The sequence below is a fragment of the Nostoc sp. PCC 7107 genome, from assembly GCF_000316625.1.
Lineage (GTDB): Bacteria > Cyanobacteriota > Cyanobacteriia > Cyanobacteriales > Nostocaceae > Nostoc_B.
Genome location: NC_019676.1, coordinates 2550478 through 2575074, shown reverse-complemented (window position 1 = coordinate 2575074; position 24597 = coordinate 2550478). Strand labels below are relative to the sequence as shown.

General features: G+C 37.6%; 14 protein-coding genes. 8 read left to right on the top strand and 6 right to left on the bottom strand.

All coding sequences use genetic code 11. The features are described from left to right. The 3 genes from NOS7107_RS10915 to NOS7107_RS10905 form a co-directional block, all read right to left on the bottom strand. Entirely contained in the window at nt 1-1335 is a 1335-nt protein-coding gene (locus tag NOS7107_RS10915; protein WP_015113030.1) for a hypothetical protein, read from the bottom strand. Between the two features lie 485 nt (nt 1336-1820). Further along, complete coding sequence (locus tag NOS7107_RS10910; protein ID WP_015113029.1) at nt 1821-7208, bottom strand: ATP-binding sensor histidine kinase; 5388 nt, start codon at nt 7206-7208, stop codon at nt 1821-1823. 291 nt (nt 7209-7499) lie between these two features. Further along, on the bottom strand, nt 7500-13283 hold the full coding sequence (locus NOS7107_RS10905) for an ATP-binding sensor histidine kinase (protein ID WP_015113028.1): 5784 nt from the start codon (nt 13281-13283) through the stop codon (nt 7500-7502). Between the two features lie 281 nt (nt 13284-13564). Between NOS7107_RS10905 and NOS7107_RS10900 the strand changes: the two genes are divergently transcribed. The 5 genes from NOS7107_RS10900 to arsS all read left to right on the top strand — a co-directional run bounded on the left by NOS7107_RS10900 (nt 13565) and on the right by arsS (nt 17668). Continuing rightward, nucleotides 13565-14203 carry a histidine phosphatase family protein gene (locus tag NOS7107_RS10900; protein ID WP_015113027.1) on the top strand — a complete coding sequence of 213 codons (639 nt, stop codon included), beginning with the start codon at nt 13565-13567 and terminating at the stop codon, nt 14201-14203. Nucleotides 14204-14439: 236 nt separating this feature from the next. Continuing rightward, nucleotides 14440-14571 (top strand): zinc-binding dehydrogenase, encoded by a 132-nt coding sequence (locus NOS7107_RS29845; protein WP_367580320.1) that lies wholly within the window; start codon nt 14440-14442, stop codon nt 14569-14571. A 112-nt stretch (nt 14572-14683) separates the two neighbouring features. Continuing rightward, complete coding sequence (gene arsM, locus NOS7107_RS10895) at nt 14684-15652, top strand: arsenosugar biosynthesis arsenite methyltransferase ArsM (RefSeq protein WP_044500731.1); 969 nt, start codon at nt 14684-14686, stop codon at nt 15650-15652. A gap of 15 nt (nt 15653-15667) precedes the next feature. Next, the gene (locus NOS7107_RS10890) at nt 15668-16627 is read left to right on the top strand and encodes an inorganic phosphate transporter (protein ID WP_015113025.1); all 960 of its coding nucleotides are present in this window, start codon (nt 15668-15670) and stop codon (nt 16625-16627) included. 51 nt (nt 16628-16678) lie between these two features. Continuing rightward, nucleotides 16679-17668 carry an arsenosugar biosynthesis radical SAM (seleno)protein ArsS gene (arsS, locus tag NOS7107_RS10885; RefSeq protein ID WP_015113024.1) on the top strand — a complete coding sequence of 330 codons (990 nt, stop codon included), beginning with the start codon at nt 16679-16681 and terminating at the stop codon, nt 17666-17668. A 411-nt stretch (nt 17669-18079) separates the two neighbouring features. Here arsS and NOS7107_RS10880 read toward each other — a convergent pair whose 3' ends face one another. Continuing rightward, complete coding sequence (locus tag NOS7107_RS10880) at nt 18080-19033, bottom strand: glycosyltransferase family A protein (RefSeq protein ID WP_015113023.1); 954 nt, start codon at nt 19031-19033, stop codon at nt 18080-18082. Between the two features lie 158 nt (nt 19034-19191). Here NOS7107_RS10880 and NOS7107_RS10875 point away from each other — a divergent pair, with 158 nt between their 5' ends. Next, on the top strand, nt 19192-20424 hold the full coding sequence (locus NOS7107_RS10875) for a glycosyltransferase family 4 protein (protein ID WP_015113022.1): 1233 nt from the start codon (nt 19192-19194) through the stop codon (nt 20422-20424). Nucleotides 20425-20508: 84 nt separating this feature from the next. On the opposite strand, the gene NOS7107_RS10870 is transcribed toward NOS7107_RS10875, so the two are convergent. Next, nucleotides 20509-20829, bottom strand: a complete 321-nt coding sequence (locus NOS7107_RS10870) for a hypothetical protein (RefSeq protein ID WP_015113021.1) — start codon at nt 20827-20829, stop codon at nt 20509-20511. Between the two features lie 619 nt (nt 20830-21448). Here NOS7107_RS10870 and NOS7107_RS10865 point away from each other — a divergent pair. After that, nucleotides 21449-22717 carry a hypothetical protein gene (locus NOS7107_RS10865; protein ID WP_015113020.1) on the top strand — a complete coding sequence of 423 codons (1269 nt, stop codon included), beginning with the start codon at nt 21449-21451 and terminating at the stop codon, nt 22715-22717. 236 nt (nt 22718-22953) lie between these two features. Here NOS7107_RS10865 and NOS7107_RS29685 read toward each other — a convergent pair whose 3' ends face one another. Further along, on the bottom strand, nt 22954-23079 hold the full coding sequence (locus NOS7107_RS29685; protein ID WP_301280997.1) for a hypothetical protein: 126 nt from the start codon (nt 23077-23079) through the stop codon (nt 22954-22956). Nucleotides 23080-23389: 310 nt separating this feature from the next. On the opposite strand from NOS7107_RS29685, the gene NOS7107_RS10860 reads away from it, so the two are divergent. Continuing rightward, complete coding sequence (locus NOS7107_RS10860; protein WP_015113019.1) at nt 23390-24580, top strand: helix-turn-helix domain-containing protein; 1191 nt, start codon at nt 23390-23392, stop codon at nt 24578-24580. Nucleotides 24581-24597 lie beyond the last annotated feature (17 nt).

Genomic DNA, 24597 nt, shown 5'->3' with positions numbered 1-24597 from the left:
CTAACCTCTTTGAAAACCTTTTGCGGCTTGTTTTTGCGCCTTAGCTTTGGGTTTAGATTTATTAACTTCTGCCAGTGCTTCTTGAAATAAATTATGCAGATGTAAAGGCACACTGGCAATTTCGGGTAATTCTGGTTCAGTAGGTTTACCAAACTCTTGCAAGAGTTTATCCAAGTCATTACTCAGGCTAAACTCATGACTCTGCAAGAAATCTTGCAAGACTTTTTCTAGTTGATTCGGATATTTTTTTGCTAACTGATGCCAAACATAAGCATTAATGCTTTTATTTTCTAAGTAGTGACGAATTAGTTTTTCTGCACCTGCAATACTTTGCCAATCATCAGCTAATAAAATAGTTGTAAACTTAGTATATGTTGGTAAAAACATTAGCCCCCAACGCGGATGAGAAATTGCTGTGGCTTGTTCAGCTTTTCGTAATTCAGCAGGTAAGTCTACCTTTGGTGCAACCATTTTTTGCTTGCCATTTTTTCCATTTAGCATTTGCGAAACTGCATTAGAGTCAACGCCAACTTCTTTAGCAGCTGCGGTAATTTCTTCTTCACTAATACCTGCTTCTGCTGCTATCTCATCCAAAGATTTGGAAGTATCTAGTCCGGCTGCTTGGAGATATTTGTTACTGATAATTTCTTGAAATTCAACTATTTTTTTGTTTAATTGGTATCCTGGTAAAGTAACTTCATCACTACCAAAAAAGTCAACAAACTGCTGATGATATTGTTCTACTGACTGCCATGCTTCTTCGAGTAATTCGGGGGCATCACTGTAAAGATGACTTTTATAATTATCTTTAAAATTACCAATTGCAACAGCGAGTTTTGGCTTACCGAGTTTACCCATAAAAGTGTGAGTCCCAGAAAATATCCACTCATTTTCAGTCAGGGGTGAAATACGGGTAAGCAATATATCTCCTATCTGGAAACGAGAAATATCTCGTTGTTTTTCAGGACTATTAGACGTGACAATGTAATTTTTAGCTGTCAGCCAGTTCATCATTTCCAAGCCATCAGGTAGAATCTGGGTGATGGTAAATAAACCCATAAAGGTACGATGCCAACTATTGAGTAAATGGCGATCGCTCTCTGATAAGTCTGCATTGCTGGCAATAAATAACTCTATAGGTGAATTATCCCCAACTTTTCCCTCTGTAATAAAGCTATCAATAATTAAACCTTGTTGGGTATTATCGCCACTTCCTCGACGCGACTGTGCGGCTGCATAAATTTCTAGTGCTTGTGCGAGTTCGCCTTCCGCATCTAGGACAAAATCAACCAAGGCTTGTTTAAGTGTTTGCGATCGTTTTACTATGACATCCACAAGCAAATCTCTCTGTTCAACAGATGTAGATTATAGTGTTTTTAAAGATGTCCGCATCTAGCAATAGCTATATTCCCTGTCGCCAGGAGTCGTAGAAATAGATTTTACCGACGTATTTTGTGATGACTCTTTAATAGTTTTCCACGAATCTTCTCTGTGGCACTCACAAATCATATCTTGAACGGCTTTGTTTACTAGACAGTACATTTTTTACCTACTTTGTATAATATAATGTGGAATTACTTAGTCACTTCTTTGCTGTTACAAGTATAAAGACGTATCATTAAGGTGGCTGGGGAGAGTATTTTGCTGTTTCTGCACAGAGAGAGGTGAATGGCACTAAGAAAAGGGGAAAATTTTGCTACGAATGGGTGTAGAGGTGTGAGGGAAAGAATTAATCATAAAATAAAAAGACTGAACACATAACAAAATCCCCTACACCCAGCCCTGACAAGGTTTTTAGGTATACACAGCATTACCCAGACTCAAGCAGTCTTAATAGCCAAGGAAATGATGAATTCTGTGCCTTTTCCCAAAATTGAATTAACTTCGATTTTACCGTTGTGTTTTTCTTCCACAATTTGACGAGCGATCGCCATTCCCAAACCAGTACCTTTACCAACTGCTTTGGTAGTAAATAAATGGTCAAAAATTTTTGCTTGAACTTCGGCACTCATCCCTTTACCGTTATCTTGAATATGGATGTAAACTTGGTTGGCAATTGCTTGAGTGCGGATAGTAATTTCTTGAGGATGAGTTTGCAATTCGGCAAATGTGCGTTCTTGTGCCATATCATCAAACATATCAATGGCATTAGCCAAGATATTCATAAATACTTGGTTTAACTGACCAGGAAAGCATTCAATTAAAGGTATATCACCGTATTCTTGCTGAATATTAATGGCAGGACGATGTTCGTTGGCTTTGAGGCGGTATTTTAAAATTAACAAGGTGCTATCAATACCATCATGAATGTTAGCCATCACTTGATTAATCGTATCTGCACGGGAAAAGGTACGCAGACTGGTGCTAATCGATTTAATACGCTCAGTTGCTTCAGTCATGGAATGCAGTAACTTGGGTAAATCTGCAATTAAAAAGTCCAAATCGATATTCTTGGCATTATTTTGAATTGGTGCAACAGGTTCAGAGTAGTATTGCTGATAAAGTTCTAGATGTCTGATTAAATCCTGAGTGTATTCTTGAGCGTTACTGATACTACCGTAAAGAAAACCAATGGGGTTATTAACTTCATGAGCAACACCAGCGACTAAGTTACCCAAAGATGCCATTTTTTCATTTTGTACTATCTGGAGTTGAGATTGTTCCAACTGTTGAGCATAAGCTTGAGCTTGCTGATAAAGGCGAGCATTTTCTAGAGAAATAGCAGCTTGACTACAAAGGAAGTTGAGAATAAGGATGCGATCGCCTGTAAACACTCCACTAGTAAAGCGATTCTTCAAATACAAAATCCCAATCAAGCTTCCCTGATAGATGATTGGTAAGCATAACAGACTTTTTGGTTGGCGCTGATGTAAATACTCATCAATTACAGGTAAATCTGTTTTGAGTTCGTTAATTACTACAACTTCTCGGTTGTTTTTGACGTATTGAATCAGTTTGACGGGGAGGATGGAATTACCTTCCAAGGGTTGGCGACAAAGTTCTGTGGTTTCGGATGTGGTAATGGCTCTCACCTCCCATATTCCATAACTATTTGGCAAGATTAAAGCGCAGCGATCGCCCCCAGAGTTTTGTAGAATAATCTGAGTTAGTTGATGTAATAGTTCATCTAGTTGAATTGTGCTAGATAGACTCTGAGAGGCTTTGAGAATAGCAGCAAAATCTAAAGCAATATTCAGACTTGTATTAGAGGTGTTAGTGTTTGTTGCGTTATGAATCGAGACATGGGAGTTAGTAATAGCAGCCAAGGTTTCCAATGGGTTGAGAATTGGTGTTGTCTGCTGGAAAATGGGACGCAGTAAATCGGGATAGCGGCTTTCTAAATCGTCAGTTTTGGCTTTTGCACCCCAATGAGCATAACCATAATAAGCTTGCTGCATATAAGCTGTGGCGATTTTATCTTTACCCCAAGCTAGGTAAAACTTTGCTGCTAATTCATGGGCGAGGGCTGCTTCTTGCAGATAGCCGTTAGTTTGAGCCAGAGCGATCGCGCGATCGTACAAATCACCAGCTTCATAGTATTTGCCTAATACTCGATGAATTTCAGCTTCTACTAATTGAAACTTGTGTAGGTAGTTCATAGGAGCATGATCTGCCCATATCTTCATTGATTTTTGATTGTTTGCAATCTTCTCTAAATCTACAGTTACTTGTTCTGTATCTGAACTAGAATATGATGACAACAAACTCAAAGATTGATAAAAATTCTTCAGCGGAATAATCAATAATCCCGCTGCTCCTTGTTCATATTCTTCAAATTTACTAGCATAATCTTTGGCAATTTCCACATCACCAAATAAATAACATAGTAAGAGTTTTGCTAGATAAACATAGCAAATTCCATTCACATTACGACTTTGAATCAAAGATGGCAGAGTCAGAGTTTCACTAAAGCTAGAACCAATCAGCATTTTGGCATTTTCAGCCTTACCACGCAAATTCATTACTGTTTGTCGCCATGTATTTGCCCAAATTAAAGAAGCTTCTTGCTTAATATCTTCAATCAGCAAACAGTATTTATCAGCTTCAGCTTCGGCAATTTCGAGATGTTCACCTGTCCAAAATAGAAATTGGCAATAACAATTAGCACAATAACCAACATATTCTAAATCACCGTGTTCTAGCCCACTGGTTAGACCTGATAAAAACACAGGTAATGTAGAACGCAGAGAATCTTGCCAATGTTTAATAAATAAAGCAAAGGTGAGATTAACTTTACTAGTTAACTCTTTAGCTTGCAATTGTTCTAAGACAATAGTTGCTAGTTGACCAAATTGATAGCCGCGCTCAATTTCTCCGGTAGCGCACAAAAATAAGCCATACAAACTATAGGCTATAGCTGCTTGAGGAGAGTTACCCTTTTGAATGCAGATTTTCACCATTGTGAATATCTTTAAAGGTAATAACTGTGGTTTAGCTAAATACACAGATGCAAATAAACCAACTAAGATTCGCATCGCCGCTAATTGATGAGAGTCTTGGAGAATTGGTAAATCTGCAAGAGTTTCTATGGGGCGATCGCCTAAAATAATTTTGAGTTGTTGATGTTGGGTAATCATTGTCTCAAAATCACAATCTTCAGGAAAATCTACACCTAGCAAGTCTAAAGCTTCTCTCCCTGTATTTATAGCTTCTATCAGTTTGTTTTGAGCAGTGTAAGATAAAATCTGGATTTCATAAACTTTGATTTTATCTAGTGAGTTGCGAGCCGATAAAAGCGTTTGCTCAATGAAGTATTTAGATTGAGAAAAATTAGTGTTTAAATATTCTGATTCTGCTAAAGCTGCATAAAACTGTAGAGTTAAATCATACTGACTTTGCCAACTATTTGCTGTTAAAAGTGTTAAACCTGTATTTAAGTAACTCACAGCCGCAGAGTAGGCTGTCGCAACTTTAGCTTTATGTCCAGCCCGTAAGTTTAACTGGGCTAATTGTTCTTTTTGGGATGGTTCTGTAATTAATTCAATGCCGATATTTAGCTGATTGACAATATCAAAAATGCGTGTTTCTAACTCTTGCTCTAGGGTATTACTCCAGAGTAATTGGCCAATTTTGAGGTGAGTGGCTTGTTTTTGGCGATCGGGAATTAAAGAGTAAGCAGCTTGTTGGACGCGATCGTGGAGAAAGCGATAGGTTAAATTTTCAATGTTGTGAGTATTTGTATCTGTTTGTTCATGGTTGAGATAAAATTTATAAACTTCACTTTGAGGGAGAATTAAGCCTTCTTGTAAAGCCTTCCATAAAGCTGTTGCTGCTTCCATCTGTAATTGTTCAGAAACAATCGCTAAGGTGGCTAAATCAAATTGATTACCGATACAAGCAGCTAATTTGACTATTTGTTGTGTTTCATCAGGTAACTTCTGCAATTGTTGTGCCATAAACTCCACCACATCATCTGTGAGAGATAAGGCATTAATTTGGACAATATCACATTCCCAATATCCCTGTTCACAATTAAATTTAATTTCGCCATCTTCGTATAATGCTTTGAGAAACTGAGTAATGAAAAAGGGATTACCTTGGGTCTTGCGGACAATTAATTCTGTCAGGGGAAGCGATCGCTCTGTTGTACAATGCAGCGTATCTGCAACTAACTGATTGACATCACTTAACATTAGAGGCGCAAGGGTAATTGTATTAACTGTTTTGCCAACTTGCTGGAGTTCCTCAACTGTCAAAATTAATGGGTGTGTCTGCGATACTTCATTGTCTCGATAAGCTCCCAACAATAACAGATAATTTTTATCTGCCATCAGCAGTTTAATCAATTGCAAAGAAGCTAAATCTGCCCATTGCAAGTCATCAAGAAACATGACTAATGGGTGTTCTGCTGTGGTAAAAACAGCAATAAATTTCTGGAATAATAAGTTAAAACGATTTTGGGCGGCGGTTCCCGAAAGTTCTGGTGCGGCAGGTTGTTTACCAATCACTCTTTCGAGTTCTGGCATCACTTCAATTAAAACTTGTCCATTATCACCCAAAGCTGTGAGAATTTTGCTGCGCCATTGGTTTAATTGGGTGTCTGATTCGGATAATAACTGCCCGATTAAATCTCGCAAAGCTTGGACAAAAGCTAATAAGGGAAGATTACGATTAAACTGGTCAAATTTACCTTTGATGAAATAGCCTTGTTGTCGGGTAATGGGTTTGTGAACCTCATTGATGACGGCGGTTTTACCAATCCCGGAAAATCCTGCTACTAGCATCATTTCGGTTTTACCGTTGGCGACGCGCTCAAAAGCTTGCACTATGCTGGTAACTTCTACGTCTCGTCCGTAGAGTTTTTCAGGGATGAGGAAGCGATCGCAAATATCCCGTCTACCAATGGCAAAATATTCAACTTTGCCAGTATCTTGCAACTGCTCATAACAAGTTTCTAAATCAAACTTTAATCCCAAAGCACTTTGATATCTATCTTCGGCATTTTTCGCCATCAATTTCTTGACAATATCCGCAATCACCGGCGGTATATCTGATATGTTTCCCAATATAGTTAGCGTTTTAGCTATATGGCAATGAACTAACTCCATTGGGTCATTACAAATAAATGGTAAATTCCCAGTCAAGAGTTCGTAAAATGTCACACCTAAAGAATAAAAATCACTCCGGTAATCTATACCCCGATTCATTCTCCCAGTTTGTTCTGGGGAAATGTAAGCTAGTGTTCCTTCTAAAACGTTGGGACTTTTGATTTCTTGAGTTTCTCTAGGTAACAAGGAAGCAATACTAAAGTCAATCAGTTGTACTTGTTTAGTGTAGGGATGAATCAGGATATTAGCAGGTTTGATATCTTTGTGGATAACGCGATGTTGATGCAAATCTTGGAGAATATTGCTTAATTGAATGGCGATCGCTAAAAATTCTGCTAAGGAAAGAGTGCTAGTTTTGATGTATTCCCGTAGAGCGATCGCGCCTGTATCCGCCATCACCAAAATATAACCATTGCGATATGTTTCTAATGACAAGGGATGAATAATCCCCGGAATTTGGAGATTTTTACTAATCGTATATTGGTTGCGAAATTGCAATAATTCTTGAAAACTGGGATATTCTGAGGTCAAGAGTTTGATGACTACTGGCAGTTGATCGACTTGGCGGATAGCACGATATACTCTGGTTCTAGAACCTGCATACAGTTGAAAGCTAATTTGATATCCAGGAATGACGGGGGTAGGAAACTCAGTAGCCATTTATATACACCTCTAGCTTTTTTTGGCCTTTGCTTCTCTACATGGATGAAACCACGCGCAGCAAGTTTAGATAAGCTTAGTATTCCCATTGATGAGATATTTACTAACAAATAAATATGTGTAATTAAACACTTTTATTACTTAAGTAAGTGTCCAATTGCAACTTCAAAAAAGTATTATTCTCTATCATCCTAGGGTGGGTAATGTCCAAACATAAAAATCAGGTAGGCAGCGACTTTTCCGCATTACCTACCTGAATTGAATTGCAATTTTTAAATCAAAGTTCCCAAATTAAGCCTTAATGGGAAGGGAAATAAGAAATTCTGTTCCCTCTCCCATAACAGAATTAACTGCGATTTGACCGTTATGTTTTTCCTCGACAATTTGCAGAGCGATCGCCAAACCTAAACCCGTACCTTTATCTACAGCTTTAGTAGTAAATAAATGGTCAAAGATTTTGCATTTTACCTCTTCGCTCATGCCTTTACCGTTGTCAGTAATGGAGATTTTTGCATATTTATCCGTCATTGATGTGGTAATTGTAATCAGGTTAGGATGAGCTTGAATTTGCTCAAAACTCCGTCCATGATTTGATTCTTCCAATGCGTCAATGGCATTTGCTAAAATATTCATAAATACCTGATTTAATTGCCCAGGAAAACATTCTATTTGTGGTAAATTACCGTAGCTAGTTATTACTTCAATCGCGGGACGCTGTTCGTTGGCTTTGAGACGATGCTTGAGAATTAAGATTGTACTATCAATGCCTTCATGAAGATTAAATGGCACTTTATAATCTCTATCAGCACGGGAGAATGTGCGTAGAGAAGTGCTGATATTTTTTAATCTATCGCAAGCCATTGTCATGGAATCGAGCATTTTTGGTAAATCCTCTAAGCTATATTCCAAATCAATTTCTGACTCGTGATCGAGGATTTCTTCACTCTTATCAGGTAAAGTTTCTTGATAGATTTTCAAGTGTTCAATAATATCAGCAAAGGTGGGTTTAGCTTGTTTGAGAGTAGCGGCAATAAAGCCCAAGGGATTATTCATTTCGTGGGCGATACCAGCAACTAAGTTACCCAAAGCGGACATTTTCTCACTTTGAATAATTTGTAATTGTGCTTGCTGTAGGGCTTTTAAAGCCATTTCTAGTTCCTGTGATTTTTTCTGAATGGCGGCTTCTGCCCGTTGGCGATCGCTAATATCTAACCCCATTGAAACGCCACCATAAATCTCTCCATTAGCATCAAGTAGTGCGGCATTAAACCATTCACAAACAATCCGTCGACCATCTTTAGTAATGTTTTCATTAATAGCGTGAGAACCACCATTTTCAGCTAAAATTGAAGTGGCAATATCATCTGTGTAAGCGTGATACTCTTCAGGAATAATAGTACGAAAATGTTTACCTAATATTTCTGATTGTGTATAGCCAAATAATTTTTCCGCAGCTGGATTCCAATTTTGAAACTCAAACTGAGTATTCCACTCTAGGACAGCTACTGGTGTTTGTTGAATGATAATTTGTAATCTTTGTTGAGATTGCTCTAAACGATAGGATTTTGCCCGTTCTTGGGCATGGAGTCTAGCATTTTCTAGAGAAATAGCAGCTTGAGTACACAGGAAATTCAGAATGAGAATGCGCTCATTTGTAAATACTTGACTAGTAGACTGATTCTTTAAATACACAATCCCAATCAAATTTCCTTGATTCAGAATTGGTAAGCAAACTACGCTTTTTGGTTGGTGCTTCGTTAAATATTCCCCAATTACGGGTAGATCAGTTTTTAGATTATCGAAGGCTACAATTGCTTGGGTATTTTTGACGTACTGTATCAGCTTAACGGGTAGCAGGAAATTCCCCTCCAGAGGTTCAGAAACAAGTTCTGTACTTTCAAGTGTAGCAATGGCTTTGAGGTGCCAGTTACCATCACTATCGGGCAGAATTAAGGCACAGTAATCGCCCCCAGAATTTTGCAAAACAATCTGCGTGAGTTTTTGTAATAGTTCATCCAGAACAATTGTCATGGATAATGCTTGAGAGGCTTTGAGGATGGCGGTAAAATCTAGTGCATTATTGATGCTAGAGCTAGAAGAACCGTTGACTTTTGTGGAAGAATGAATTGATAAATTAGGGACAACCAAAGTTTCGAGAGTATCCCAGATGTTCAGAATAGGATTTATTTTTTGGAGAATGGGCAGTAATAAGTTAGGGTAACGATATTCTAAATCTTCAGTTTTCGCTGCTGCACCCCAATTAGCATAGCCATAGTAAGCTTCCTGCATATAAACTTGGGCAATTTTCTCTTTACCCCAGTCGAGGTAAAATTTGGCCGCCAACTCATTGCTGAGTGCTGCTTCTTGGATATAATTATTTTTTATAGCTCCACCAATAGCACGATCATATAGTTCAATGGCTGCTGTTTTTTTGCCTAATACTCGACATTTTTCTGCTTCTACCAAATTGTATTTATGTTCAAAGTTTTTTGGCGCATGAACAGCCCATACTTTCAATAATTTTTGATTAACTTCTATTTGGCCTAGCAGAGATTGATAATTTTTGTTTATATTTGGTGTGCCACTGTCTTCAGATTGAGACAGCAGCGCAAGAGAGTAATAAAAGTTGTGGAGTGCAACAGTCACTCCAATAGCTGCATCTGCATAATTTGCTGCCTGAACTGCTGATGTTACAGCCACCGGATAATCGGCAAATAAATAACTGAGAATACACTTAGCCAAATAAGCTGTAAACGACAGTGATCGATCATTTCCGGCACACAAAATGGGTATAAGCTCAGTTTCATCAAAATGCTCACCGGATAATTTTTTTATATCAGTAACATCTCCCAACAAATTGGAGACGAGTTGCTGCCAAATTTGAGCATTAACCAGAGAATGATGTTGTTTAATTGGCTGCAAAACTTCAAGCGCTATCTTTTGTTTTTCTTGTAAGTCTACAAGATTTTCTCCAGCTAGAAATCGATAGGTACAGCGATGAGCAGTGGCATAACTAGCATACTCAATATCCCCCATTTCAAAACCTATTTGACTAGCCCTACCTAATGGTTCTATAGTTTGAATTAGAGGTTCTTTCCAAGGTCTAATAAAAACATTAAATAAATTGCTAACTTTACACTCTAATTCTCTGGCTGAGAACTGCTCTAATACTTTCAAAGCCAGTAATCCAGAGTAATATCCCTTATCTAAATCCTTCTCAAATCCACACAGCATTATGCCATAAAATACATAGGCAAAGGCAGTCAGCGATGTGTGTCCCTGTTTTAAACTTAGATTAATCATTGTCAAAACAATCGGGGACAAAAGTTCTGGTTTTGTGGTGTAGGCTGGAGAAAAAATTGCCATGAGTATACGCATAACAGCAATTTGATGAGCATCTTGCATAACTGGCAATGATTCTATTGTGGCTAGTTGTGGCAGATAAATTGCTGAAGATGCGGGAGCATTGTTTAAATCTACTCCTAAAAGTTCTAAAGCCGACATACCTATGGCCAGTGCTTTTGGCGTTTCTGACTGAGCCATATACATTTGAATTTGCAGTTCATAAAATTTGACGCGATCAAGTAGGCTAGTCGTGCGCTCTAAAACAAAATTAGCTAAGGATTGAGCATGAGCAAAGTTGATGTTAAGATATTCTGCCTCAATTGCAGATTCATAAAGAGATAATGTCAGCCTATACTCGCTTTGCCAGCTATCGGCATGTAGAAACTTAACTCCACTATCAAAATATTTAGCAGCAGCAGAGTATGCCGTTGCTGCCAGGGCTTTTTCTCCAGCCATAAGGTTTAACTTTGCTAATTGATTTCTTTGTCTTTGTGTGGTAATCAACTCGCTCCCCATATTTAAATGATTGACGATATCAAAAATACTTTCCCGCTGTTTTTCCTCCGAGAGATGACTTAATAATTGTTGCCCGATCTGATAATGCGTGACTTGTTTTTGGTCATCAGGTATTAAAGAATAGGCGGCTTGTTGAATGCGATCGTGTAGAAATCGATATGTTGGATTGATGGTGTGTTCTGCTTGAGAATGTGCCGTATCTTCTAATTGAAAGAATTTGTAAACTTGGCTTGTAGGAATAATCAAGCCTTCTTGCAAAGCTTTCCATAATGCTGTGGATGTATCAGTTGGCGATTGTTCTGAGATCAGCATTACTGTTGCTAAATCAAACGTGTTACCGACACAGGCGGCTAATTTTAAAATCTTTTGGGTTGCGGCTGGTAATTTCTGTAATTGCAATGCCATAAATTCCACTACATCATCAGTGAGTGATAGTTCATTTACTTTGAGCAAATCACATTCCCAATAATGGCGATCGCAATTAAAGATAATATATTTTTCTTCGTGTAATGCTTTGAGAAACTGGGTGGTAAAAAATGGATTACCTTGAGTTTTTCGCTGAATTAATTCGGTCAGGAGTTTGGTAAATTCTAGAGAACAATTCAACGTGTCTGCAACCAAATGATTGGTATCATCACAAGTCAGAGGTGGAAGAGTAATTGTAGTAACAATCGTTTTTACTTGCTTGAGTTCTTCTAACATCAAGATAAATGGGTGGATAGGTGACACTTCATTATCTCGATATGCACCTAATACCAACAGATAATGACTGTTTTGCATTAGTAGTTTAATCAACTCAAAGGAAGCTGAATCAGCCCACTGTAAATCATCTAAAAATATGACTAATGGATGTTCTACAGTGGTAAATATTTGAATAAATTTTTGAAATAACAAATTAAAGCGATTCTGCGCCGCACTACCCAATAATTCAGGTGCGGGTGGTTGTTTTCCAATAATTATTTCTAGTTCGGGAATGACTTCAATCAGAACTTGTGCGTTTTCGCCTACAACTGCTAAAATCTGAGTTTTCCATTGCTGGAGTTGTGTGTCAGATTCTGACAGCAACTGTCCCATCAAGTCGCGGAAGGCTTGCACAAATGCTGAAAACGGAATGTTGCGATTGAATTGGTCAAATTTACCTTTAATAAAATAGCCGCGTTGTTGGACAATCGGTTTATGCACTTCATTGACAATCGCAGTTTTGCCAATCCCAGAAGATCCAGCAACTAACATTAATTCTGAAGCACCGACTGTGACACGCTTAAAAGCATTTAATAGAGTTTGGACTTCAGTTTCCCGTCCGTAGAGTTTTTCTGGGATGAGGAAGCGATCGCAACTATCTTTCTCACCAATGGCAAAATATTCAACTTTGCCAGTTAATTGAGATTGAGACAGGCATTTTTCTAAATCAAATTTTAAACCTAATGCACTTTGATACCGGTCTTCAGCGTTTTTCGCCATCAGCTTCATGACAATCTCTGCAATTACCTGGGGGATTTCTGTACTGTTGAGTTCATCTGGTTGTTTAGCAATATGACAATGCAGCAACTCCATTGGGTCGCTACAAATAAAGGGTAAATTCCCAGTCAATATTTCATAAAATGTCACGCCCAAAGAATAAAAATCACTCCGGTAATCTATACCTCGATTCATTCTCCCAGTTTGTTCTGGAGAAATATAAGCGAGTGTTCCTTCTAAAACATTTGGACTTTTGATTTCTTGAGTTTCTCTAGGTAACAAGGAAGCAATACTAAAGTCAATGATTTGAACTTGTTTTGTTTGAGGATTAATCAGAATATTTGCAGGTTTGATATCTTTATGAATAACGCGATTTTGGTGTAAATCTTGAAGAATATTAGCTAGTTGGATGGCGATCGCTAAAAATTCGTCGAGGCTGAGAATCTTAGCTTTGATGTATTCTCGTAATGCGATTCCCCCACTATCCGCCATCACCAAAATATAACCATTACCGTAGGTTTCTAATGCTAAGGGATGGATAATTCCAGGAATGGGAAGATTTTTACTAATGCTATATTGATTGCGAAATTGTAATAATTCTGAGAAACTGGGACATTCTGAAGTCAAAAGCTTGATAACTACTGGTAGTTGATCAAACTGGCGGATAGCTCGATATACTCTAGTTCGGGAGCCTGTGTATAGTACTTCCCTAATTTGATATCCAAGAATTATGGGAGTGCAAACTTTAGCATCCATTTATACATGCCTCAATGTCAGTTGAATTTTGTTTATGTATATAGATTCATCTATATACATCAAAAGTTATTATTCCCGTTTATTAAGTATTAGATAACAAGAATATTTAAAATAAGTATATTTTCATACTTCTTCTTAGAAGGAATATTCCTACTCCCCACTGCCATTAGTATAAATAGCGTTGCTTCTGTAGGGATTTGAATGGCTATGGTATTATGCCCTTAAACAATTCATAAACTAAGCATTATTTAATACTCTTTAAACCTTAGCGAGAATTTACCGTGAACTTACATATTTACTTTCTTCGTCACGGACAAACAGAATACAGTCGTAATAATGCTTTTTGTGGTTCTATAGACTCAGAACTGACTCCTGAAGGTTTGGATATGGCTGAGGCTTTTGCATCTGCATACCAGTCTCTGGATTGGGCAGATATTTTTTGTAGTCCGATGCGGCGCACAATAGCCACAGCTAAACCTTTGTGTACAGCTATTGGGATAGAACCACAACTGCGTGAGGGTTTAAAAGAAATTAACTACGGCCAATGGGAAGGTAAAACCCCAGAATTTATCAGTCAAGAATATCACGATGATTTTCTACGTTGGTCTGCTGACCCAGCTTGGTATGCACCAACAGGTGGAGAAATGGCTATCACAATTGCTTCCCGCGCAATGGGAGTGATTGAAGAAATCAAGCATTTTCACCAAAGTGGCAATGTTTTAGTTGTCGCCCATAAAGCCACTATTAGAATTATGTTGTGCAGTTTGCTAGGAATTGATGTGGGACGTTTTCGTTATCGCTTGGATTGCCCCGTCGGTTCTGTGAGTGTTGTAGAATTTACTTCCCACGGGCCATTGTTGCGCTCTTTAGCAGATCGTTCTCATTTAGGTGAACAATTGCGAAATTTACCTGGAACTTAAGGTATTTTTTCAACTCAAAAATATATTCAAATTAGGTTGGGTGAAGGCGCAGAATATATATTTGGCTTTAACCCAACATTTTTTTAGCAAAACTTTACCGCAATCACTCCAAGCCGTCAAAATGGGGTGTGTGAGCTTAATTGGGGTGCTGACAGGCAAAGGAAGTACTGCCCATATTAGGCAAAAGCCTGACAATACAAGGGATTTATGTAGGTAATCGAGAAATGTTTGAAAACATGAATCAAGCAATATCTCACCATCAAATCTTCCCTATAATTGATTTAGTTTTTCCCTTTACCGCAGTCTCAGAAGCTGATCGATACCTCAAAACCGCCGCCCACTTCGGTAAAATTGTCATTGAAATTTAAAACTCAATTTCCCGTTGCTTCTCCCTCTCAGGAGAAATTCATTTAGGCAATAGTCAGTTATATTAAAATGCACAGAATTGAGTATTCACAAAAACCTAATATCAAGACTGTAATGACTTATCTAGAAACAGCGGCGGAATTTTACCGCGAAGTTGCAGAAACACCCCAATTAGGACTTTGCTGTGTCCAAAGTTCACCCTTGCAATTCCCAGGCTTGAAAATTCCTGTGTCTATGCAAGAAATGAACTACGGTTGTGGTACAACAGTTCACCCTACAGAACTTAATAACCAACCCACGGTACTTTATGTTGGTGTTGGTGGTGGGTTAGAGGCGTTGCAATTCGCTTATTTTTCTCGCCGTGCTGGTGCTGTGATTGCTGTTGAACCAGTTGCCGCTATGCGAGAGGCTGCTACACGCAACCTAGAAATTGCGGCCACAGAAAACTCCTGGTTTGAGCCAAATTTTGTGGAGATTTGCACAGGTGATGCTTTTAATTTGCCTGTAGCTGATGCTTCTGTGGATATTGTCGCGCAGAATTGCCTGTTCAACATTTTTGAACCAGAAGATTTAACCAGAGCTTTAAAAGAAGCATATCGTGTGCTGAAACCAGGTGGACGCTTGCAGATGAGTGATCCCATTGCGACACGTCCAATTCCTGTCCATCTTCAACAAGATGAGCGACTACGCGCTATGTGTTTGTCAGGCGCATTTACCTATCAAGAATATACTCAGCGCATTATTGATGCTGGTTTTGGTCAAATTGAAATTCGCGCCCGTCGTCCTTATCGGTTACTCGATGCTCAAACTTACAACTTAGAAGAAAACCTACTTTTAGAAAGTCTGGATTCGGTTTCTTTTAAAGTGGCAATTCCCGAAGATGGCGCTTGTATTTTTACTGGCAAGACTGCTATTTATTGTGGTGCAGAATCTTTGTTTGATGACGGAGCCGGACATCTACTTCAGCGTGGTATTCCCGCAGCGGTTTGTGATAAAACTGCTGCTAAACTGGCAGCTTTAGAGCCAGAAAAAATCATAAGTACTGATTCAACTTGGCACTACAACGGTGGTGGTTGCTGTTAAAAATTAAACCCCAAAATGTTAATTATTAGCTTATTTTTGGCTACGTTATTTTTGGCTTACTCTCACGGAGCGAATGACAACTTTAAAGGTGTAGCAACGCTATTTGGTAGTGGGATAACTAGCTACCAAACAGCGATTTTATGGGCAACTATTATGACCTTTGCTGGTGCAGTTGCCTCAATATTTATGGCTGGTACATTAGTACAAAAATTTTCTGGACAGGGTATTTTTCCAGATGAAATTGCTAATGTACCAGAAATTCATTTAGCAGTAGCGATCGCAACTGGTGTAACGGTGTTGATGGCTGCTTTGACCGGATTCCCGATTTCCACAACTCACAGTTTAACAGGTGGTTTACTAGGGGCGGGATTAGTGGCGATCGGTCTCAAGGTTAATTTTACCGTATTAATAAAGTCTTTTATTCTCCCTTTATTCTTTAGTCCCCTAATTGCCATTTTTCTAGCAGCAGGTCTTTATAAGTTAATTGCATATTTTAATTTTCAATTTAACTGGTTTACCAATCAAAAAGTTCTAGATACTCTGCATTTTATCAGTGCAGGCGTAGTCAGTTTTGCCAGAGGTATAAATCAAACACCTAAGCTAGTTTCTATTATTCTGATTATTGAATATTTCTCCATTCAAGGTGGAATGTTAACCATCGCAATGGCAATGGGATTAGGGGGCTTACTCAACTCCCAAAGAATTGCTGAAACGATGAGTACAAGAATTACCACTATAGATTCTACTCAAGGTTTATCTGCCAATATGGTGACTGGCTTTTTAGCGATCGCCGCTACTTGTTTTGGTCTACCTATTTCCACAACTCATGTTGCAGCTAGTTCTATTGTTGGTGTCGGACTCACTGAAAGAAAAGTTAATTTACGTGTTTTCTTGCAAATAATTATTGCCTGGATTTTTACTTTACCCACAGCTGCAATTATTAGTGGTATAGCCTATAGATTATTACAAGGTTAGAGATTTATCTCTGCCTGTATTGTGTTTATTTAAAATTCGGAAAATAAACTTATGCAAACTACCTCAATAGTTACTAACTTCAATCATAAATTAAATACACCTTTAACCAAAAAGAAAATTACTATCTTGCAAATTAATCTGGGTAAACGCTGCAACCTTGCTTGTAGTCATTGTCATGTTGAAGCCAGCCCAAAACGTACAGAAGAACTTTCTCCTGAAATTTGCAAACAATTGATTGAATTAATTCATAAATTTCCCGAAATTGAGATTGTTGATTTGACTGGTGGCGCACCAGAAATGAATTATGGCTTTAAACCACTCGTAGAAGCAGCGAGAGCAACTAATAAACAGGTAATTGTTCGCTCTAATTTGACTATTTATTTTGTAGATGGTTTTGGAGATTTACCAGAATATTTCGCGCAAAATCAAGTCAGAATAGTTGCCTCTCTACCCTGTTATTTAGCAGATAACGTAGATAAAATGCGCGGTGCTGGGGTTTTTGATGATTCTATTAAAGCTTTGCAATTGCTCAACAAATTTGGTTATGCTCAAGACCTAAATTTAATTTTAGATTTAGTTTATAATCCCCAATTACCCACAGATAAAAAATTTGCTTTAGCTCCTGAACAAAATAATTTAGAGCAGGATTATAAAAGGTTTTTAAAAGACAAGTTTAATGTTGATTTTAATAATTTGTTTACCATTACAAATTTACCAGTTGGTAGAACTAAGATGTATTTAGAGTATAAAAAACTATACATTCCCTATCTACAGTTTTTAGAATCCCATTTTAATGCCAGCACCATTGAGCATTTAATGTGTCGTAATGAACTTTCGATTGATTATTTAGGTAATGTTTATGATTGCGATTTTAACCAAATGATGAATCTACCAGCAAAAAACACCAATGGTGAAAACTTAACAGTTACTCAGTTGTTGGCAGCTAGTAATTTAGACTTAGTTTCGGAGGTACAAACAGCCCCCTATTGCTACGGTTGTACCGCAGGGAGTGGTTCTAGTTGTGGTGGTGCTTTAATCTAAAAATTAACTCTAGAAAAAATTAAATACCCAATAATTTAGAGTTATGTCATCAAACGATAATCTTGCTGCAAATTTTATTAAGAGTGGGTCAATAATCTTTCTAGGGGTTATATGATGAGATTAGTTAAGTCTCCTCACACCACACTATAAAACCGTAGAAATTATATTTTTCTACGGTTTTTATTTTGTCTGAAAAGATTACAACTGGGAGTTATGGCTGTGCTTGCTAAAAATTTCTGTTACCAAAATTGTTACGAGGATGTAGCAAACTAGTCAGCTACTGTATCATGATATGTAGTTAAGCTCCTCATACCACACCGAAAGCGCTGCAACGCTGAGTTGCGGCGGCTTTTTTCTTGTGGTTATCTGAAACTATTAATAAAAGTTGAACTAAAAATCCCCACCCTACGTCTACTTCTGTGCCTTTTTTACTAACTTCAACCTGATTAATTTCCCCGCTGTTCTGGGAACAGCATATAACTTGCTAAACACAAGATTCCACAAATAACCATATTGGGGAAAGTGTTTAATTAACAAGGCATCAGAAATCACATGAAATCTTGGTGGCTTTAAAGCTGGATCTTTATCTATATATCTAATTTGTTCTGGTTTTGGTATCCAGTGACCGATAATAGCATCTTTCTCAAAAAAGTTAGCTTGGACAAATAAACCAGATAATCTATCAAATCCACTTGAGGGTATCCACGTCACGGCTCCCATAACTTTTGTGGCGTGTGAAAGTTCAGGAAGCGCTTGCTGAATTAAATCATTTCTCCAAACAACGTTGTTAAAATTTTCTACATGATAACCTTCGTTATCTTTTCTAGTTAAAAATGGCCAGAAAAGATAACGCCAATCAAAATTTTTATCTAAGGGAGCAATGGGAACTTCTAATAAACCTTTATAGTTACCTTTTTGATAAGGATAAGGATTTTCAGGAGTTTTTTTGCATACTTCCAGTTGTTCTATATCAGGAATTTCTGCCCACGGTTGTTGGATACGTTTTTCATCATTAATATCAATATTCAGTTTTTGTAAACGCAGAATCCAACTTTCAGGGAAACGTTGAAAATATTTAGCTAATAATTCACACACTTGGGGATGCACATAATCATCGTCATCCAAGGCTAAAATATAGTCTCCTTGAGCATTGAGTAAACCGACAAACCTCTGTGGCATCTCGCCTTTGTAGGGACTAATTATTTCTGTAACTCTGGGATCATTGATTGCTCTGGTTTTAACTTTAGGTGGATAAACTAAAATAAATTGGACAGAACCTGCCACGTTTAAAAGATTTTCTAGCCAATAGTCAGAAAATTTACCCAAGGTAGGAGTAATAATAGACAGAAGCGGTTTGTTACTCATATTTTTTGCTGATAGATTTGCAGAATATTAGTTGAATAAATTAGGATAATAACTTGATGAGAATCAGCTTACATTTAACAAAATAAAAGTTAAAGTATTATCGATTAACGGAATAATTGCATAACAATATTTACTAAGAAAAGGAGATGCAAAATTATATGCGGATATTAATGCTATCGTCTACATTTCCATATCCGCCCAGTCGTGGAGGAACAGAAATTAGAACTTTTAATTTACTGAGATATCTTCAATATAACCACGACGTAACGTTGATTACACAGAATAACAAGGAAACAACATTAGCCGAGATAGAGGAATTACGGAAATATGTAGGTGAATTGCTTGTTTTTCCTTTACCACCACAACCCCAAGAAAAACATGCGATCGCTCGTTTATTTGGTAAGACGGTGCGCTTTCTGGAATCAGTACTCAAAGCCACACCGCCAAATGTTCTTCATCGCTATTCTCCAGAGATTCAAGCTTGTGTCGATGAATATGTCCGCGCTGGTAAGTGTGATGTGATTACTTGTGAACATAGTGTCAATGAAATTTATATTCAGCCAGAGTACCGTCACCGTGTAAATACGGTGGTTGATGTCCACAGTTCCGTATATGGATGGATTCGGGATCATTTAGAAATGGGTGCGGCGCAAAATGCACTGCGTGATCGCCTTTATTTGTCTCTGGTTCTCAAACGCTACGAACAGCGTTACTGCAATAAATTTTCTAATATTGTGGTGACTACAGAAGACGATCGCCAAGAATTTCTCAAACTGCGTCCTGAATTAGAAATCAAAGTTATTCCCAACGGTGTCGATTTAGAATTGTTTCCCTGTCGTCATCAAGATCCAGGTGGACATAAACTAATCTTTGTCGGTGCGATGGATGCTTCACATAATATAGATGCAGCACGTTTTTTTGCTGTGGAAGTTTTACCAAAATTACAAACCCATTATCCAGACACCACATTTAGTATTGTTGGTGCTAGACCCACACCAGAAGTTTTAGAGTTGAAAAATCTTCCCGGCGTGATTGTGACCGGTCGTGTGGCTTCAATGTCAGAATATTTGCATCAGTCTACGGTTTGTGTAGTCCCGCTGAGAACTGGTTTTGGGATTAAAAATAAAACCTTAGAAGCAATGGCCGCTGGTATACCCGTAGTAGCGAGCGATCGCGGTTTGGAAGGATTAGCTGTAGATATTGTAGAACAACCATTACGCGCTTTTAGAGCCAATACACCAGCAGAGTATGTCACAGCAATTAGCAAGCTGTTTGATAACCCTCAACTGCGTTCAGAATTGTCTGATTACGGTAGACAATTAGTCGAAACAGAATTTACATGGGATATTGCAGGAAAACGTTATGAACAAGTTCTGCTACAGCATTCATAAATAATTCGTAAATAAATAGATCCCCGACTTCTCAAAGAATTCAGGGATCTGAGTTTTTCAATTTTAAGAAAATAAAAGCTGATTTTACTGTTGCATCGAAGGTGAAGCAAAAATTCTACTGTTGATAGGAACGCGAAATGTCGGTTGAGAATTAGCTTGATTACCAGTTACAGCAGCTGTAGTTTCCGAATTATCGGAGATAACAGTTGATTTGACAGTTGCAGAGTCATCTGCATTGTTTACAGGTAATACCTCTTTGTTATTAAATGATGTTTTCTCTGGTGGATTATTGTTATCTAACTCAGATTTTGCTTCTGTAGTAACTTGAGCATGACATGGAATGCAGATGAAACTAGAGACTACACTTAACAGTAGCGCTAGGAGAGGACAACTATATTGGTTCATTGCAGTGGTGTAGTGTTGGAACTTAAAGCTGGTGTACGTTGCGTTATGCTATGAGCCAAAATTCTGAGTTTTATTTTCATGATAAATACATCACCATGTCGCTATTTTCAAAGCAATTACTTAATAAAACTCATCTAAAAAGCAACTAAAACTTCAACCGATAGATGCACACTAATATAATAATTATGAGACTTGTTTAGGAAGCAAGATAACGCAACTATCAGCAATATTAAAAGAAAAATAGATAGTATTTAAAGAGCAAAAGTACTGATTTTATTGCGGTTGCGAACCTTTAGCGAAAGATGCTTTACTCGCATATTTAAGGAGATATATTGCTTAAATATATGAATTTTTTATCAACATTTATTTCAATTATGTTTCCTATATCGAAACTTCACTAAGTTTAGATAAATAGACGGATATTAGCTGTATAGAATTTTGTTGCCAGCAGAAACTTTAAAAGTATCTATTAAGTCTTTATATTTCGGGATTACTTACGAAACTGAGTATTTGGCGATCGCAGCTATAGTTGAGCTATAAAAATAACATCTGAATCTGCTGATGTAGACTCAAAAATAGATGTTTTTTACCATCTACAACTTCTCTTTCTGGAAAATATATGACATTGAAAAACTTTACAAATACCTTTGTTGTTACCTTGGTAATTTTAAATTTTTCGCCAACAGCGAAAGCGCAAACTCCCGTAAATGAAATTTCTTCACTATCTCAAGAAGTTGCTGTGTTACGCAAACAAGGAAATCAGGGATTGCAAAAATTCTTGGATTCCCACAAAAATGAACTCAATTTTCATACAGTTATCCCAAATCCGCAAATTCGTGCATCCTTAGATGAACTGTGTCAACAGCGAGACTGTTATGCTTCGCGGTTGTACTGGTACACTGATTTAGAAGCAGCTAAAGCAGCAGCGAAAGCTAGTGGTAAACCAATTTTATCTCTGCGTTTGTTAGGTAGACTAGATCAAGATTTAAGTTGTGCTAATAGTCGGTTTTTTCGGGTAGCGCTGTATCCCAATACAGCAATTGCTCAAGCTTTACAAAACCGCTTTATTTTACACTGGCAGTCAGTTCGCCCTGTACCCAAAGTTACAATTGATTTTGGGGATGGTCGCAAACTAGAGCGCACAATCACAGGGAACAGCATTCACTATGTATTAGATACTTCTGGTCGTCCGATTGATGCGATTCCTGGACTCTACGGCCCTAAAGCTTTTTTGCGCCAGCTACAACAGGCTGAAGTTGCAGCGAAACAATACAGCAAACTTCCTAGCACCCAGCGTCAGGCTTTCTTACAGAAATATCATAGTGATCGCCTGAATGCAATCCAAACTCGATGGACTGCTGATTTATCCCGCTTAGGTATTCAATCCCCTCCAAGACTAGTAGAAAACCCATCACCAACAGCAGCAATTGCAGGTTCTCTGGCTGTAACTAAAATGGCTGTAGAAAACCCAATGCTGAATGTTCTGCGTTCTGATGCTGAAGCAAATCGTCAGACTTTAGCAGAAATTACAGATCAAGAAGCTTGGCAGAAAATTGCTCAACTTTATGCCACTGATGCCAAACTAGATCAAAATAGCATCGCTTTAATAGGTGCAAAAAAATTTGCATCTCCCAAAACCACCGCCGCAAATTTGCCGAAAATAGTCAACAAATTTGAAACTTTGATGGCTTTAGATACTGTCAGAAATGAATATATGCTGCACAGCCAAATTCATCAATGGTTTATGCAAGATGCTCAAACTAGTAACTTAGCTGAATTAAATGATAAAGTTTACGCGCAACTTTTTTTGACTCCTAGTTCTGACCCTTGGCTGGGACTTTTACCCAATGATGGCTACAGTGCTATTGATAATGATGGTTTACGTTAGTAAAAATTTAGTAATTCCGCTTTTCTAACGACAGTTCAGGTTATACCTGCGGTAGTAGTGGCTTTATTCTTTTGATAGAAGCTAAAGCAAAAATTAACATCTATTGTTAAGCTATAGCAATCTTAAATTATTCGTGAACCACAAGATACCCAACTGCTCAAAAAAGTTGGGTATCTCACGCTATCAATTTTTAAATTCACAAATGAGTACTATAGATGAATCAAAATTGGAATAAATTAAGTGGAGAATAAAATATTGATATTGATAAATTTTTGCAGAAATCGCCGAGCGATCGCCAACTCGGTGCAGCCTAAATCATCAGAGGTTTTGTTAAATGCTAAACTTTTGTCACAAATTTGCACTTAACGTATACCAGTAAGCGGTAAGATGATTATGGGCTGAGTCTGTGTGATTAAATAAGAATTCAAAAGTCAAAATTCAGGAGTCAGAATCAATACTTTGACTGCTATCAGTAACTATTGGTATAAGATTTTGACCAAACTAAAACAAAATATAATTAATAACATATTGAAAATTCATATATTAGTAATTATTACTAATATAAAGTATAGGTTATTTTTAGTTAAAAATTTTCTATGCTTTATATAATTATATAATTTCAATATTTGTGGTTTTCGCTGAATCTCTGCAAGTAAGTAGCGGGAATTAAAGATGAATATAAAACTATTTATCCAACGTTTAGAAGCCTTGCATAAACCCATAGCAGATTTGTACCAAACTGCTAGTATTTTGCCTTGGATTCCTCCCGATATGCTACCACAGGCTTTTCAAGAACTTTATAGCACTTCTAGGATGGTACAGTTAGCAGCAGAAGAACTATATCAGCAAAATGAAACTTTAAAAGAAACACAAAATTCACTAGAAACAGAACACCAACATTACCAAGATTTATTCGAGTATGCACCAGATGGCTATTTAGTCACTAATCCCGAAGGGATTATTGAAAACGCTAACTTAACTACCGCTGAACTGCTGAATATTTCCAGACAGTTTCTGATTGGCAAAGCAATGATTAACTTTGTTTGTTTAGAAGAACAACAGCACTTCCGCCACCAACTCAATCAGCTACATCATACAGATAGAACCAAAGAGTTAGTCATCCGTTTGCAACAACGTCATGGCGAATACTTTGACGCAGCCTTCACAGTCAAGGTAGTACGAAACCAAGAAGGCCGCGCCATATATTTACTATGGTTAATCCGGAATATTGGCGATCGCCAGCCAACAGAATTACCATCAGCAGAGAATTACAAAGATTTTATTCATAATCGCCCTAGATACAAACATTCTAAAGGCGAAACTATCCCTATTAGTAACTCTGTTGTTTGGTATATTTATCGAGGTTTGGTCAAACTCAGCACCTTTAGTGAAACTGGCGAAGAAGTCTTGCTAGGGTTGGCAAAAACACAAATGGTATTTGGTTCTAGTATGACTTCTCTATCCATTTATCAAGCCATAGCTTTATCAGATGTTGAGTTAGTACCAATTTATGCGTCAGAAATATTAGTAACCCCAACACTTAGTCATATTTTGTTACCCAAAATCAGTCAGCGGTTACGGCAGATAGAATCATTTTTAGTTATTTCTAAAAAGCAATTAGTAGAAGACCGTTTGCACTATTTATTAGAGCTTTTGAAACAGGAAGTAGGTGAACAGATAGAAAGTGGGACTCGCTTCAGTGTGCGCTTTACTCATGAAGATATAGCAAGTGCTTGCGGTACTACCAGAGTCACAATTACACGATTGTTCGGCAAATTACAACAACAAGGTTTAATTACATTTGATGCCAAAAAACACATAATTTTGAAGAATTCAGAAGTCAGAATTCAGGATTCAGAATAAATCAATTACCAATTACT

Coding starts and splice junctions, on each gene's coding strand:
- NOS7107_RS10865 (WP_015113020.1), top strand. CDS start 21,449: ATGACATTGAAAAACTTTACAAATACCTTTGTTGTTACCTTGGTAATT.
- NOS7107_RS29845 (WP_367580320.1), top strand. CDS start 14,440: ATGAATCAAGCAATATCTCACCATCAAATCTTCCCTATAATTGATTTA.
- NOS7107_RS10875 (WP_015113022.1), top strand. CDS start 19,192: ATGCGGATATTAATGCTATCGTCTACATTTCCATATCCGCCCAGTCGT.
- NOS7107_RS10905 (WP_015113028.1), bottom strand. CDS start 13,283: ATGGATGCTAAAGTTTGCACTCCCATAATTCTTGGATATCAAATTAGG.
- NOS7107_RS10910 (WP_015113029.1), bottom strand. CDS start 7,208: ATGGCTACTGAGTTTCCTACCCCCGTCATTCCTGGATATCAAATTAGC.
- arsS (WP_015113024.1), top strand. CDS start 16,679: ATGCAAACTACCTCAATAGTTACTAACTTCAATCATAAATTAAATACA.
- NOS7107_RS10880 (WP_015113023.1), bottom strand. CDS start 19,033: ATGAGTAACAAACCGCTTCTGTCTATTATTACTCCTACCTTGGGTAAA.
- arsM (WP_044500731.1), top strand. CDS start 14,684: ATGACTTATCTAGAAACAGCGGCGGAATTTTACCGCGAAGTTGCAGAA.
- NOS7107_RS10890 (WP_015113025.1), top strand. CDS start 15,668: ATGTTAATTATTAGCTTATTTTTGGCTACGTTATTTTTGGCTTACTCT.
- NOS7107_RS10870 (WP_015113021.1), bottom strand. CDS start 20,829: ATGAACCAATATAGTTGTCCTCTCCTAGCGCTACTGTTAAGTGTAGTC.
- NOS7107_RS10860 (WP_015113019.1), top strand. CDS start 23,390: ATGAATATAAAACTATTTATCCAACGTTTAGAAGCCTTGCATAAACCC.